Raw genomic sequence first — 13,566 nt, forward strand, 5'->3', positions numbered from 1 at the left:
TGAGCCGGGGTTTCATTCCTACAGCCTGCTCTCCGGCCGCACGCGCCGCACGTCACACGAGGGCAGCCCGAGCCGGGCTGCGTCCGCCGCGGCCTCGCCCGCTCGTCCCGACACTGCCTGCGACGGCCTGTTCCCTCGCGCCCGGCGACCTGCTGCCGCACCCGGCGGACAGAGACGTCGCCGACCGCCGGAGGGTGCGTCGTGTCGGTGCGGTCGCGGCGGGTACCCGTAGGACCCCCGGGACCGGACCGGCCGCCCCGGGGGCGCCGGGTGCCGTGAAGGAGAGGTCATGACACGAAACGGGGAGGACACCGCGCCCCTCCGGCCGCCGGAGGTCACCGAACTCCACCTCGCCACGGAAGGACCGGACCGGCCTGCCACCTCAGCGCCGGTGCCGCCGGACCCGTCGCACGAGTCCGTGCCAGGGGCGCCGCGCCTGTCGCACGAGTCCGTGCCAGGGTCGCCGCATCTGCCGCATGAGCCCGTGCCGGAGTCGCCGGACCTGCATCACGGGTCCGCGCCGGGACAGCCGGACCTGCCGCACGACCGCAGCCAGGCGATCCTGGAGGCCGCCAAGGAGATCGGCGCCCTCCTCAAACGCGCCGGCCATCCCTTCGCGCTCGCCGGGAGCGTGGCCGTCTACGCCCACGGCGGCAGCCGCTACCTCCAGCACGACGCGGACTTCTGCGTCCTGCCCGACGACGCCGACACGGTCGTCGCCACGCTGGCCGAGGCCGGCCTCGCCGTCCGCACCCCGCCCGAGGACTGGCTGCTGAAGACCACGTGCCGCGGGCAGAACGTCGACATCATCTTCGCCCTCGCGCACCAGCCCGTCACCAAGGACCTGCTGGAGCGCGCCCACGTCCTGCCGGTCGACTCGGTGCTGATGCCCGTCCTGTCCCCGACCGACCTGATCCACAGCCTGCTCAGCGCCTTCTCCGAGCACTACTGCGACTTCGGGGCCGTCCTGCCGGTCGCCCGGGCCGTCCGCGAGAAGGTCGACTGGGACGAGGTCCGGGCCGCCTGCGGGGACCAGCCCATGCCGGCCGCCTTCCTCTTCCTCCTCGAACGGCTGAACGTGATCGACCCCCAGGAGGGGCAGCCATGACCGACACGAGCCCGCCGCCCCCGCCGGCGGCCGGCAACCTGGACTACCGCGTCGCCCACCTCGCCGAGCACCTGGCCGCCGGACCCCTCGGGGAACTCGGCGTACGAGTGGAGATGCGCGGCGACGCCGTCCTGCTGACCGGCACCGTGCCGTCCGCCCAGTGCCGGGACGACATCTGCCACATGGCCCGCGAGGAACTGGCGGAGCATCCCGTCCACTGCGACATCCTCGTCGCCGGGACCTCCTCGCCCGACCACGGAGAGGACCTGACATGATCCGCGTCGCGGCCGTCGGGGACATCCACATGGGCCCCGAGAGCCAGGGCACGCTGCGCCCCTCCTTCGAGACGCTCCCCGGGTGCGCCGACGTCCTGCTGCTCGCCGGCGACCTCACCCGGCACGGCACCCCGGAGGAGGCCGCGGTCGTCGCACGGGAGATCAAGGACATCGGGGTGCCGGTCGTCGCCGTCCTCGGCAACCACGACCACCACGACGAACGGCCCGAGGAGGTCGCCGCGATCCTCCGCGACGCCGGGGCCCACGTCCTGGAGGGGCAGTCCGCCGTCGTCACCGCGGGCGAGCGCCGGATCGGGGTCGCGGGGACCAAGGGCTTCGGCGGCGGATTCGTCGGACGCTGCGCCGGGGAGTTCGGCGAACCGCTCATGAAGGAGTTCGTCCGCTACAGCCGCCGGTGCGCCGACACCCTGCACACCGCCCTGAAGGAGCTGGCCGACTGCGACGTGCGGATCGCCCTGACCCACTTCTCACCCGTGCCGGACACCCTCGCCGGGGAGCCGCAGGAGATCTATCCGTTCCTCGGCAGCTATCTGCTGGCGGAGGCGATCGACACCGGCGGCGCCGACCTGGCCGTGCACGGCCACGCCCACGCCGGCACCGAGCACGGCATGACCAGCGGCGGCGTGCGCGTGCGGAACGTGGCCCAGCCGGTGATCCAACAGGCCTTCCACGTGTACCACCTGCCGGGCCGGGAGCAGCACCCGCAGCGGTGAGTCCAGCCCCGGCAGGCGTCAGACACCGGGCCCGGCAGGTGGCGACCCGCCGAGGCTCTCTCCCGGATCCTGCGGGGACCGCAATGTCCCGCCCCTAGCGGTTGACCGCCCGCATGCCCGCCTCGTCGTACCGCTCGCCCGCCGCCTCGGGCAGCTCCGCGTCGATACGGGCCAGGTCCTCCTCGGTCAGCCCGATACCGACGGCACCGGCGTTCTGCTCCAGGTAGCCGCGGCGCTTGGTGCCCGGGATCGGCACCAGGTCCTCGCCCTGGGCCAGCACCCAGGCGATGGCCAGCTGGGCCGGGGTCACGTCCTTCTCGGCGGCGATCTCCTTCACCTTCGCCGCCAGTCGCAGGTTCGCCTCCAGGTTGGCGTCCGTGAAGCGCGGGTTGGCGCGGCGGAAGTCGTTCTCGTCCAGCTCGTCCGGCGAGGTGAAGCGGCCCGCGAGGAAGCCGCGGCCGAGCGGGGAGTACGGCACGAAGCCGATGCCCAGCTCCCGGCACGCGGGCAGCACCTCGGCCTCCACGTCCCGCGTCCACAGCGAGTACTCGCTCTGCACCGCGGTGATCGGGTGCACGGCGTGCGCCCGCCGGATGGTCTCCGCGCTCGCCTCGCTCAGCCCGATGTGGCGCACCTTGCCCTCGGCGACCAGCTCGCCCAGCGCGCCGACCGTCTCCTCGATGGGCACGTCCGGGTCGACCCGGTGCTGGTAGTACAGGTCGATGTGGTCCGTGCCGAGCCGCTCCAGCGAGCCGTGCACCGAGGCGCGCACGTGCTCGGCCGAGCCGTCCTGCCGGCCGATCGTGCTCATGTCGCCGGGTACGGCTTCGTCCATGCGGTAGTTGAACTTGGTCGCGATCACGTACTCGTCGCGATGTCCCCGTATCGCCTCGCCGACCAGCGACTCGTTGGTCAGCGGCCCGTACACCTGGGCCGTGTCGAGGAAGTCGACGCCCAGTTCCAGGGCCCGCCGGATGGTCGCGATGCCCTCCTCCTGGTCGGCGGATCCGTAGAAGGCGGACATCCCCATGCATCCGAGGCCGATGGCCGATACCTGGAGGTCCCGCAGACTGCGCTTCTGCATGCGATGTCCCAGCCTTTCCTGCGCACTCGATCGTCGTTCCGTACGGCACGGGCCGTGGTCCGCCCTGTTTCCATCTAGCGACGGATCGCGGCACCCGGCATCCCGTGGGGGAGGCCGGGCGCGGGCACCCTCGTGCCGGACGTCCGCGACGCTACGAGTTGGAGCGCTCTCCAAGTCAAGCCGCGCTCCGGGCCGGGCTACGCGCCCAGCCGGACCGGCAGCTCGAACAGGTCGTTCCGGGTGATCACCGGATCGTTCCCCAGCCGGGACAGGGCGGCGATCGGCGCCCGAGGTGGGCAGGGGTGTGTTCGTGGCGAGACATGACACTCGGTGGTGAAGGGACGGTCACCGTACGAGAGTTCGTGATCGGATCAGAAAGGTTTCGCGTTCGTTGAATGAACTGAGCGGTCGTTCCGGCGCGTTGGACTGAAGAGGGCGACTGCGACGCCCCGCCCCGCGCACGCCGCCGGAGCCGTACGGGAGTCGCGGGGGCCTCGTTCCGCAGGACGGGTCCGAGAGGGTGGAGGTTGCCCCGCGCTCCTCGATTCCCGGCCCCGCGCGCCTGTGGGTCTTCCCACACCCGCGCGTCCCCGCAATGGATCTTGACGCCTGTCCTCCGGCTCGCTGGACTGTCCCCGATCGGGCCTCACCGCCGCAGCTCTACGTTGACGCCCGGAACGGGCGAACGCCGGCAGAAAGCCCCGCACGGTCCGACCACCGTGAGCGGGGTGAAGGGGGCGAGGGACATGACGGGGGAGCCGCAGGCGATGGGCTGCCGTGCCTCATGACGACTGAAGGGCACACCGACCGTCACCGCTCACTGCCCGCACGGCTCGCCCGGTTCACCGCGCGGACGCTGCGGACCGAGTGGTGTGCGATCGTCGTCGACCCGGTGCGGTGCCTCACCCGGCGCGGTGTGTCCGCGCTCCTCCTGGGGTTCGTCGCCGCGTTCGGCGTGGTCTTCTGCCACGACGTCGCCCAGCACCCGCTCGGCCGGCTGTGGGTCCAGCGCCTCGGGGGCGTCGACGCCGACCTCCCGCTGTGGCTCTCGCTGCTGCGTACGCCCGTGTCGCTGTACGTCCCCGCACTCGACCTGCCCGTGTGGGCGGGCATCACCCAGCTCTTCCTCGCCTTCGCCCTCGCCGAACTGCTCCTGGGCCGGGCCCGGACCCTGGCGATCGCCTACGTCACCACCCTGGCCGGCACGCTCGCCGCCCGCGTGATGATCGCGCTGGGCCCCGGCTGGTGGGGCCTCGGGCTGCCGCCGGCGTACGGCCAGGTGCTCGACACGGGACCCTCCGCGGCCATCGTCGGCCTGTTCACCTATCTCGCGGTGATCAGACGCGCGCCGCTGGTGTTCGCCCTGACCGGCGGCTCGATGGTGGGGCAGTCCCTCGCCGTGCCCGACCTGGCCGGCCGCGAGCACCTGGTCGCGGTGGTCACGGCGATCCTCCTCGGCCTCCTGCACGGCCGCCGTGCTCGCCCGCGCGACCGTGTGCGGTCCCCGCGGCCGGCGCGGACCACGCGGTCCGGCGGTCCCGCCCCGGCCGGGACCCGGCACCGCCACCCCGCCCCCGCCGAGCCGGCGCAGGTCCCCGCGCCCGCCCCGCCCGGCGCCCCGTCCGCTCCGGCGACCGCCGACCGTACGCGCGACACGGCGATGACATCCCTGGAATGCTGATTCCGTCGGATGCGGGTGTGGCGCGGCCCACCCCGTCGATGTGATGGTTTTCGCACGTCGACACGCGCGGGCACCCCCTAGGGTTTGCCGCGGATACGGCAGGGCGTGGCTGACACCATGGTGTTCGTCGCCGGCAGGCAGCTGAAGGGAATCCAGGATGTTCCGCAAGGTGCTGGTCGCCAACCGAGGAGAGATCGCGATCCGCGCGTTCCGGGCGGGCTACGAACTCGGCGCGCGCACCGTCGCCGTGTTCCCGCACGAGGACCGCAACTCGCTGCACCGGCTCAAGGCAGACGAGGCGTACGAGATCGGGGAGCCGGGGCACCCGGTGCGGGCCTATCTCTCCGTCGAGGAGATCGTGGCCGCCGCCCGCCGGGCCGGCGCCGACGCCGTCTATCCGGGTTACGGCTTCCTGTCCGAGAACCCGGAACTGGCCCGCGCCTGCGAGGAGGCGGGCATCACCTTCGTCGGCCCGAGCACGGCCACCCTGGAGCTGACCGGCAACAAGGCCCGGGCGGTCGCCGCCGCCCGCGCGGCGGGCGTGCCCGTGCTCGGCTCCTCCCAGCCCTCCACCGACGTCGACGAACTGGTGCGGGCGGCCGAGGAGATCGGCTTCCCCGTCTTCGTCAAGGCCGTCGCGGGCGGCGGCGGGCGCGGCATGCGCCGCGTGGAGGACCCTGCCCAGCTGCGCGAGTCCATCGAGGCCGCCTCCCGCGAGGCCGCCTCCGCGTTCGGTGACCCGACCGTCTTCCTGGAGAAGGCCGTCGTCGACCCGCGCCACATCGAGGTGCAGATCCTCGCCGACGGCGAGGGCAACGTCATCCACCTCTACGAGCGCGACTGCTCGCTCCAGCGCCGCCACCAGAAGGTCATCGAGCTGGCCCCCGCGCCCAACCTCGACCCCGAGGTGCGCGCGCGGATCTGCGACGACGCCGTGCGCTTCGCCCGCGAGATCGGTTACCGCAACGCGGGCACCGTCGAGTTCCTGCTCGACCCCGACGGCAACCACGTCTTCATCGAGATGAACCCGCGCATCCAGGTCGAGCACACGGTGACCGAGGAGGTCACCGACGTCGACCTGGTCCAGGCCCAGCTGCGCATCGCCTCGGGCGAGACCCTCGCCGACCTCGGCCTCGCCCAGGAGACCATCACCCTGCGCGGCGCCGCCCTGCAGTGCCGTATCACCACCGAGGACCCCGCCAACGGCTTCCGCCCGGACACCGGCCGGATCAGCGCCTACCGCTCCCCGGGCGGCTCCGGCATCCGCCTGGACGGCGGCACCACCCACGCCGGTACGGAGATCAGCGCGCACTTCGACTCGATGCTGGTCAAGCTCACCTGCCGGGGCCGGGACTTCAAGGCCGCCGTCGGCCGGGCCCGGCGTGCCGTCGCCGAGTTCCGGATCCGCGGCGTGGCCACCAACATCCCCTTCCTCCAGGCCGTCCTGGACGACCCCGACTTCCAGGCCGGGCGGGTCACCACCTCCTTCATCGAGCAGCGTCCGCACCTGCTGACCGCCCGCTCCTCCGCGGACCGCGGCACCAAGCTGCTCACCTACCTCGCCGACGTGACCGTCAACAAGCCGCACGGCGGGCGCCCCGACCTGCTCGACCCGGTCACCAAGCTCCCGCCGCTCCCGGCCGGCGAACCCCCGGCCGGCTCCCGCCAGCTGCTGGTCGACCTCGGCCCCGAGGGCTTCGCCCGCCGGCTGCGCGAGTCGCCGACCATCGGCGTCACCGACACCACCTTCCGCGACGCACACCAGTCCCTGCTCGCCACCCGGGTGCGCACCAAGGACCTCCTCGCCGTCGCCCCGGTCGTCGCCCGCACCCTGCCGCAGCTGCTGTCCCTGGAGTGCTGGGGCGGCGCCACCTACGACGTGGCGCTGCGCTTCCTCGCCGAGGACCCCTGGGAGCGGCTGGCCGCGCTGCGCGAGGCCGTCCCCAACATCTGTCTGCAGATGCTGCTGCGCGGCCGCAACACCGTCGGCTACACCCCGTACCCGACCGAGGTCACCGACGCCTTCGTGCAGGAGGCCGCCGCCACCGGCATCGACATCTTCCGCATCTTCGACGCCCTCAACGACGTCGGCCAGATGCGCCCCGCCATCGACGCCGTACGCGAGACCGGAACCGCGATCGCCGAGGTCGCCCTCTGCTACACCGCCGACCTCAACGACCCGTCCGAGCGGCTCTACACCCTCGACTACTACCTGCGCCTGGCCGAGCAGATCGTCGACGCCGGCGCGCACGTCCTCGCCATCAAGGACATGGCGGGCCTGCTGCGCGCCCCGGCCGCCGCCAAGCTGGTCTCCGCGCTGCGCCGCGAGTTCGACCTGCCCGTGCATCTGCACACGCACGACACGGCCGGCGGTCAGCTCGCCACCTACCTGGCCGCGATCCAGGCCGGCGCCGACGCGGTGGACGGCGCGGTGGCCTCCATGGCCGGTACGACCTCGCAGCCGTCGCTGTCCGCGCTCGTCGCCGCCACCGACCACTCCGAGCGGCCCACCGGCCTCGACCTGGGGGCCGTCGGCGACCTGGAGCCGTACTGGGAGGGGGTCCGCAGGATCTACGCCCCCTTCGAGGCGGGCCTCGCCTCCCCGACCGGCCGCGTCTACCACCACGAGATCCCCGGCGGGCAGCTGTCCAACCTGCGCACGCAGGCCGTCGCCCTCGGCCTCGGCGACCGCTTCGAGGCCATCGAGGCCATGTACGCCGCCGCCGACCGCATCCTCGGCCGCCTGGTCAAGGTCACCCCTTCCTCCAAGGTGGTCGGCGACCTCGCCCTGCACCTGGTCGGCGCCGGAGTCTCCCCGGAGGCCTTCGAGGAGACGCCGGACAGGTTCGACATCCCGGACTCGGTCATCGGCTTCCTGCGCGGCGAGCTGGGCACTCCGCCCGGCGGCTGGCCCGAGCCGTTCCGCACCAAGGCCCTGCGGGGCCGGTCCGCGCCCAAGCCCGCGCCCGAGCTGTCCGCCGAGGACCGCGAGGGCCTGGCCAAGGACCGCCGCGCCACCCTCAACCGGCTGCTGTTCCCGGGCCCGACGCGGGAGTTCGAGACGCACCGGCAGGCCTTCGGCGACACCAGCGTCCTGGACAGCAAGGCCTTCTTCTACGGGCTGCGCCCGGGCAAGGAGTACGCCGTCGACCTGGAGCCCGGCGTCCGGCTGCTGATCGAGCTGCAGGCGGTCGGCGAGGCCGACGAGCGCGGTATGCGCACCGTGATGTCCTCGCTCAACGGCCAGCTGCGCCCGATCCAGGTCCGCGACCGCGCCGCCGCCTCGGACGTGCCGGTGACGGAGAAGGCCGACCGCGCCAACCCCGGCCATGTCGCCGCGCCGTTCGCCGGTGTGGTGACCCTGGCGGTGGCCGAGGGCGACGAGGTGGCGGCCGGTGCCACCGTCGCCACCATCGAGGCGATGAAGATGGAGGCCACCATCACCGCGCCGAAGGCGGGCCGGGTGTCGCGCCTCGCCATCAACCGGATCCAGCAGGTGGAGGGCGGCGACCTGCTGGTCGAGCTCGCCTGAGCCACGCCCGCACGGCACGCACGACAAGGCCCCGTGGTACCGGAAGGTGCCACGGGGCCGACGCCGACGGCGAGGAGAGCGAAGGGACTGGATTTAATCCCTATGCCAGGAGAGGTGAGAAGGAAGCCCCTTCATGGCCTCGCCGTCGCTCACGTTAGCAGTCACTCCGGGATCAGGTCGCGCAGATTTTCCGGGGTGACGATCCGGGAGTCCGGGTGCAGTCCCTCCGGCCGCTGCAGGCCGACGTAGGTGACCGGGCCGTCCGGGGCCGCCACCGTACCGTCCCACTCGGTCACGGTGGTGCCGCGTCCGGCCAGCAGCCCGGCGAGATACCCCACCGTGAGGTACTCGCGCTCGACGATGCCGCGCAGCAGCGTCGCCACCGACACCCGGTTGCCCTCCACCCGGTTGGCCGCCGGATGCCCCTTGAGGTACAGGTGCAGCCACTTCGCGTGCCACCGGCCGTCGGCGTCGCGCAGGAACGCCAGCGGCAGCGCGACCCGGCCGGGCCCGCGCAGCTCCGACTTCATCCGTACCGTGCGCGGCTCGAAGGGGCGGCCGGCCTGCTCGGACTCGCGCAGCATGAACCCGAAGAAGGACTCCTCGACCTCTTCGAAGCCCTCCCCGGAGTAGATGTCGACCTGCGGGACGACGAACGTGCCGCGCACGGCACCCAGGCGCAGGTTGATGAACTCCGAGGCACCGTCGGGGGCTTCGGTGATGTCGCCGGAGTGCTCGCCCTCGACGTCGGACAGGGCCGTCCAGGACAGCCAGGTGACCGTCTCGTAGTCGGCGTCGAGCAGCAGCGCCGACAGGTCGTAGTCGGTGGGCCCGCCGGACTCCTTCCAGTAGACGAAGAAGCGCAGCAGCTCGCCGTCGACGGGGGAGAGGGAGCCGCGCGGCAGCACGCCCAGGCCGGACGCGGTCGCCTTGCCGCTGAGCGGCAGCGCCACGTCGAGCACGTCGGGGTCGACCAGCAGCCGGTCCACGGCCGGGAGCCGGCGGCCGATCTCCTGGTCCAGTGCGCGGCTCAGCCGCTCGCGTTCCGGCGGCAGCAGGGGCGGGCGGGTGTCGTCGGTGACCCAGGCGCGGCCCCGCCGGCTCACGAACACCCGGCGGCCTTCCCCCGCCTCGGCACGGTTGTACAGATGCTCGCGCACCGAGAGCAGGACCCGCCCGGACGCCTCGCCGGCGACCTCCTCGGCCGCGGCGACCACGGTGTCGCGCTCCTCCTGGGTGCGGGCCGTGCGCAGCAGCCGGTCCAGGGCGCGGAACAGCTTCCCGGGAGCGGACCGCAGCAGCCGAACCGCCCCGGTGACGTCGCCGGCCGCGAGGAGCTCCTCGACGCGGCCCTCGAAGGACGGCGCCCGGCGCTCACCGCGGGCGACGGCGAACACGTCGACGGCGTGCGGCCACTGGGGGTACTCGTGCGGGTGCAGCCGCTCCCCGAGGCGCTTGAACGCCTCCCGGTGGGCGGAGACGTCCGCCAGCTTGGCGGGGGAGGCGGCGACGACGGCGTCCAGTCCCGCGAGCAGCGCGCGGCGCACCGGCCGGGACAGCCCCCGGAACCGGGTGGGCTCCTGAAGGGTCACGTCGCCGTCGGACAGCGCGCAGGCCAGGCGGAGCACGTCGGTGACGGTGTCCAGCAGCAGGTCGGCGCCCGCCCGCAGCCGTGCCCGGTTGACCACGGCCCGGTTCTCCCGCACGGGGATCACCTCGGGCTGCGGCCCGGTCACGCAGTGCCCGGCGAGCACCTCCAGGTCGCGCAGGCCGTCCTCGCCCAGCGGGGTGCTGCTGCCGGCCAGGGCGAGGTACAGCGCGGTGACCTCGTCCTCCAGCGGAGCGCCGAGGTCCAGCACGGTCAGGCGGTCGCCCGCCGCCGGGATCAGCTCGTCGTGCCGGGCGAGCACCTCGGCGTAGGTGTGCCGGTAGCGGCCGTACGACGGCAGGGTCAGCAGGTCGACCACCCCGCTGATCAGCTGCTTCAGCGTGCCCGTGCGGGTGGAGTCGTCGGTGAGCGCCTCGTCGACGCAACGCATCCAGAACTCGACGGTGTCGGGGACGTTCGCCGGGAAGTCGACGAAGTAGACGTTGTGCTCGACGTGGTCGCCGACCAGCTCGCGGACCGCCGCCAGGGTGCGTACGGCGGTGTCGGCGACCACGTCCTCGGACTGTGCCGACAGGTGCCCGAGAGCGGCCGCGGAGAGCTTGAAGCCCACCGACATCAGCGCGGCGTCGAACTGCCGCGCCGTCACCTCGCCGCTTCCGGCGGCTCCGGTGGGGGCGGGGATGCGGTGGGTGTGCCGTACGACCAGCTGTTCGAGGGTGTCGCGCATTGCGGCATGATCGCAGAGGCGTGCGGGCCGCTGCACCGCAATTCGGCGCGTATCGAGGGGACGGCCCGTCCCCGGAGCGGTCAGTCCCAGAGCGGGTAGGTCATGACCTGCTTGAAGGCGTCCGGCCGGGTGTCGGTGTAGGTCAGGGTCATCTGCGTGTAGCGCGCGAAGGACGGGTGCCGCGTCCACTGCTTCCCGCCGGTGAGCCGGACGACGACCGGGTAGCTGTGGAAGGTGCCGGCCGCGCAGTACGGCGTGCAGTCGTTGACCCAGTTCACGCCCACGGCCTTCGCCGCGTCCGGACCCCACTCGGTCCAGTGGAGTCCGGAGAGCCGGCTGTTGCCGTCGCCGCAGGCGAGGATGAAGTCCGCGGGGCGGACGTTCCGGTGGAAGAAACAGTCGATCAGCACGGGCCGTGTCGTCTCGGACTTCGCGTGCGTCGCGGCCGGAGCCGGCGGGCTGGCCGAGGCCGTCGTCATCGCCCCTGTCAGCAGGGCTCCTGCCGCGAGGGTGGCTGCCGTTCCCACCAGTGATCCGCGCATGGCCGCTCCCACTGTCGTTCTGTGTCCGACCGCGTTCACTTGACGCTACGACCGTGCGGCCATTTGCACCAATCGCGCAGGTCGCGCGGCGTGTCACCCGTGTTTGAGGGTGAGGCCGTAGAACGCGACGCGGGCACCGGCGGTGGTGCTCTCCGAGGAGGACTGGTTGTAGGAGCCGGCTTTGAAGTACTGCTTGTACTGCTGGAACGACGACGGGATGCCGTAGTGGGTGGTGGTGCCGTTGACGGTCAGGTCGATGGTGTTCCCGCCGGAGACGGCGATGGTGTAGCTCCAGGTCTTGCCCACCGCCACGTGCCCCACGGGGTGCGTGGTCTGTCCGCCGGCCGGTGAGTTCTCCGTGCCGAGGACGATGTCGCCGTTCGCGCGGTAGTACAGCTCCAGCAGTGGCTTGGTGGAGGAGCCGCCGCTGCCGAGGTGGATCTGCCCGACGCACACGTTCTCCGTCACGGACACCACGCGCAGGGTCGCGCTCATCCGGTGCGAGCCGGACAGTGCCCAGTCGGCGGCGCTGCCGTCGCGGTTCATCTCGCGCAGTTCGGAGCGGGCGTAGTGGGAGTTCGGCGTCGTCACGCCCTTCTCGGGCGCCCAGAAGGTCATGGCCCCGTCACGGGTGTCGGTGTAGAAGTACGCGTCCTGGTAGCCGTCCGCGCCCTGGAGCCGGGACGACGGGATGGTGGTCGGGTGGCCGGGGGAGCCGACGGGCTCCTGCAGCTCCCAGACCGACAGGTCGAAGTTGCCGCCGGGCGCCGCATGCGGGTCGGCGGCGCTCGCGCGGGGGCCGGCGAGCAGGGTGAGCGCGAGGGCGAGACAGGCGGTGGTCGGCGTCGCGAGGAGCCGGGTCCGGGTCATGTGGGGGTCCCTTCCGTCGGACCAAGGATGAGTTCATATATGTGAACTCTGAACGCATCCTTGGTCGCTGGTGACCCGAGAAGCTAGAGGTCTGAACCGGGCACGTCAAGGGCTTCAGCAGGCGCCCTCGTCCTGCCACGGGCCCCATTCCGAGGCGCCGGGCACCTCGTTCTGGGTCCACCACTTGGCCTTCCAGTTGTGCTTGGCGTAGGAGACCTCGTTCCCCTGGGTGTACACCGCCGTCGAGCTCCACGCGGGCTTGCAGGACGCCGGCGTCGGCGTGGGGGTCGGCGTCGGCGTGGCGGTGGGCGGGGTGACGCCGGCGAACTTCACCGAGTACGTCGCGAAGTCCCACGGGTTCTGGGGGACGCTGGAGCATGTCCCGGAGGTACGGCCGCCGTTGTCGGGCGGGCTGCACTGCCGGTCCCGGTTCAGGGACCAGAACGTGAACCGGTCCATGTGGTGGCTCGTCGCGTAGTCCAGCACGGTCTGGAAGTCCGCCTGGGTGAAGTACTCACCGGTGTCGCTGCGACCGTTCATGCCGGAGAAGCCCTCGTGGGCGTACGCGGTCGCCTGGTCCCAGCCGAAGGTCGACTGCAGGATCGCGTTGAAGTTGGTCAGCGCGCCGGTCTGGCTCGCCGCGCCGTTGAAACCGCCGTCGAAGGGCATGATGGAGAAGTTGTTCGGGGTGAACCCCTGGGACTTGGCCTCCAGCAGCATCTGCTTGCCGAACCAGCCGGTGCCGTCCGCGGTGCCGGCCGTGGTCACGGAGACGTACAGGCCAGGGTTGTTCTGCTGGAGGATCTTGGCCGCGCCGATCTCGTTCCTGATGGCCGCCGTGTTCTCGTACTCCGGCTCCTCCAGGTCGAAGTCGATGGCGTGCAGCCCGTACTTGGTGATGACCTGCTGGTACGCCGCCGCCGTGGACGCCGCGTCGGAGCAGGCCTGGCCGAGCTTGGTGCCGCCGTAGCCGCCGATGGAGACCGACACGTCACCGCCCTTGGCGCGGATCGTGCTGATCATCGACTGCACCGCCGTGTCCGAGGAGACGGGCGCGGTGCCGCCCCAGGTCGGCGAGCAGTCACCGCCGGCGGGGGCGAGGACGAACGCCAGCTGGAACGCCTTGAGGCCGGTGGCGTCCATGATGGCCGCCGGGTCCGGCGGGTCGTTGTCCAGCGGCATCAGATACGGGGCGGCGGCGTACCAGCGGTTGCCGAGCGCGGTGGTCGCGCCCGAGGCGTTGCCCGCGACGAACGCGGCGGTGCCCGCGGCGGCGAGCGTGACGGCCGTCGCCGCGCCCAGACATGCCCGAAGAGGTCTCACTGCGTGCCTCCAGAGGGTGGGGTGGGGAGGTCCCCTGAGCGGGGAGCCCCACCCTCCGGGAGCTGTTGCGGTCACGTCAAT

10 protein-coding genes are annotated in these 13,566 nt (G+C 72.4%); 5 read left to right on the plus strand and 5 right to left on the minus strand.

Translation table 11 applies throughout. The annotated features are described in order from the left end of the window. Positions 1 to 289 precede the first annotated feature (289 nt). From IE244_RS17640 to IE244_RS17650, 3 genes are read left to right on the plus strand one after another with little or no spacing between them, the layout of a single operon-like run. The gene (locus IE244_RS17640) at positions 290 to 1,108 is read left to right on the plus strand and encodes a nucleotidyltransferase family protein (RefSeq protein WP_229854169.1); all 819 of its coding nucleotides are present in this window, start codon (positions 290 to 292) and stop codon (positions 1,106 to 1,108) included. Next, a complete protein-coding gene (locus IE244_RS17645) occupies positions 1,105 to 1,383 on the plus strand; it encodes a BON domain-containing protein (protein ID WP_031169920.1) in 279 nt (92 codons plus the stop codon). Before IE244_RS17640 ends, IE244_RS17645 begins: the two co-directional genes overlap by 4 nt. Further along, positions 1,380 to 2,117, plus strand: coding sequence for a metallophosphoesterase family protein (locus IE244_RS17650; RefSeq protein WP_191874475.1), 738 nt, complete (start codon positions 1,380 to 1,382; stop codon positions 2,115 to 2,117). The genes IE244_RS17645 and IE244_RS17650 overlap by 4 nt, the downstream gene beginning before the upstream one ends. A 94-nt stretch (positions 2,118 to 2,211) precedes the next feature. Here the strand turns inward: IE244_RS17650 and IE244_RS17655 are convergent, their stop codons facing one another. Beyond that, complete coding sequence (locus IE244_RS17655) at positions 2,212 to 3,201, minus strand: aldo/keto reductase (protein ID WP_191874476.1); 990 nt, start codon at positions 3,199 to 3,201, stop codon at positions 2,212 to 2,214. Positions 3,202 to 3,985: 784 nt separating this feature from the next. On the opposite strand from IE244_RS17655, the gene IE244_RS17660 reads away from it, so the two are divergent. Both IE244_RS17660 and IE244_RS17665 read left to right on the plus strand, forming a co-directional pair. Continuing rightward, the gene (locus tag IE244_RS17660) at positions 3,986 to 4,882 is read left to right on the plus strand and encodes a hypothetical protein (RefSeq protein ID WP_229854170.1); all 897 of its coding nucleotides are present in this window, start codon (positions 3,986 to 3,988) and stop codon (positions 4,880 to 4,882) included. 157 nt (positions 4,883 to 5,039) lie between these two features. Next, positions 5,040 to 8,414: a pyruvate carboxylase gene (locus IE244_RS17665; RefSeq protein ID WP_191874477.1), complete on the plus strand. Its 3,375-nt coding sequence runs from the start codon at positions 5,040 to 5,042 to the stop codon at positions 8,412 to 8,414. Between the two features lie 161 nt (positions 8,415 to 8,575). Here IE244_RS17665 and IE244_RS17670 read toward each other — a convergent pair whose 3' ends face one another. From IE244_RS17670 to IE244_RS17685, 4 genes are all read right to left on the minus strand, one after another. Beyond that, positions 8,576 to 10,750: a TerD family protein gene (locus IE244_RS17670; protein ID WP_191874478.1), complete on the minus strand. Its 2,175-nt coding sequence runs from the start codon at positions 10,748 to 10,750 to the stop codon at positions 8,576 to 8,578. A gap of 80 nt (positions 10,751 to 10,830) precedes the next feature. Continuing rightward, positions 10,831 to 11,292: a hypothetical protein gene (locus tag IE244_RS17675; RefSeq protein ID WP_191874479.1), complete on the minus strand. Its 462-nt coding sequence runs from the start codon at positions 11,290 to 11,292 to the stop codon at positions 10,831 to 10,833. A 93-nt stretch (positions 11,293 to 11,385) separates the two neighbouring features. After that, positions 11,386 to 12,162, minus strand: coding sequence for a polysaccharide lyase family 7 protein (locus tag IE244_RS17680; protein WP_191874480.1), 777 nt, complete (start codon positions 12,160 to 12,162; stop codon positions 11,386 to 11,388). Positions 12,163 to 12,276: 114 nt separating this feature from the next. Further along, positions 12,277 to 13,485, minus strand: coding sequence for a chitinase (locus tag IE244_RS17685; RefSeq protein WP_191874481.1), 1,209 nt, complete (start codon positions 13,483 to 13,485; stop codon positions 12,277 to 12,279). Positions 13,486 to 13,566 lie beyond the last annotated feature (81 nt).

Origin of the sequence: Streptomyces filipinensis (assembly GCF_014649495.1) — a bacterium.
In the GTDB taxonomy this organism is placed as follows: Bacteria; Actinomycetota; Actinomycetes; order Streptomycetales; family Streptomycetaceae; genus Streptomyces; species Streptomyces filipinensis.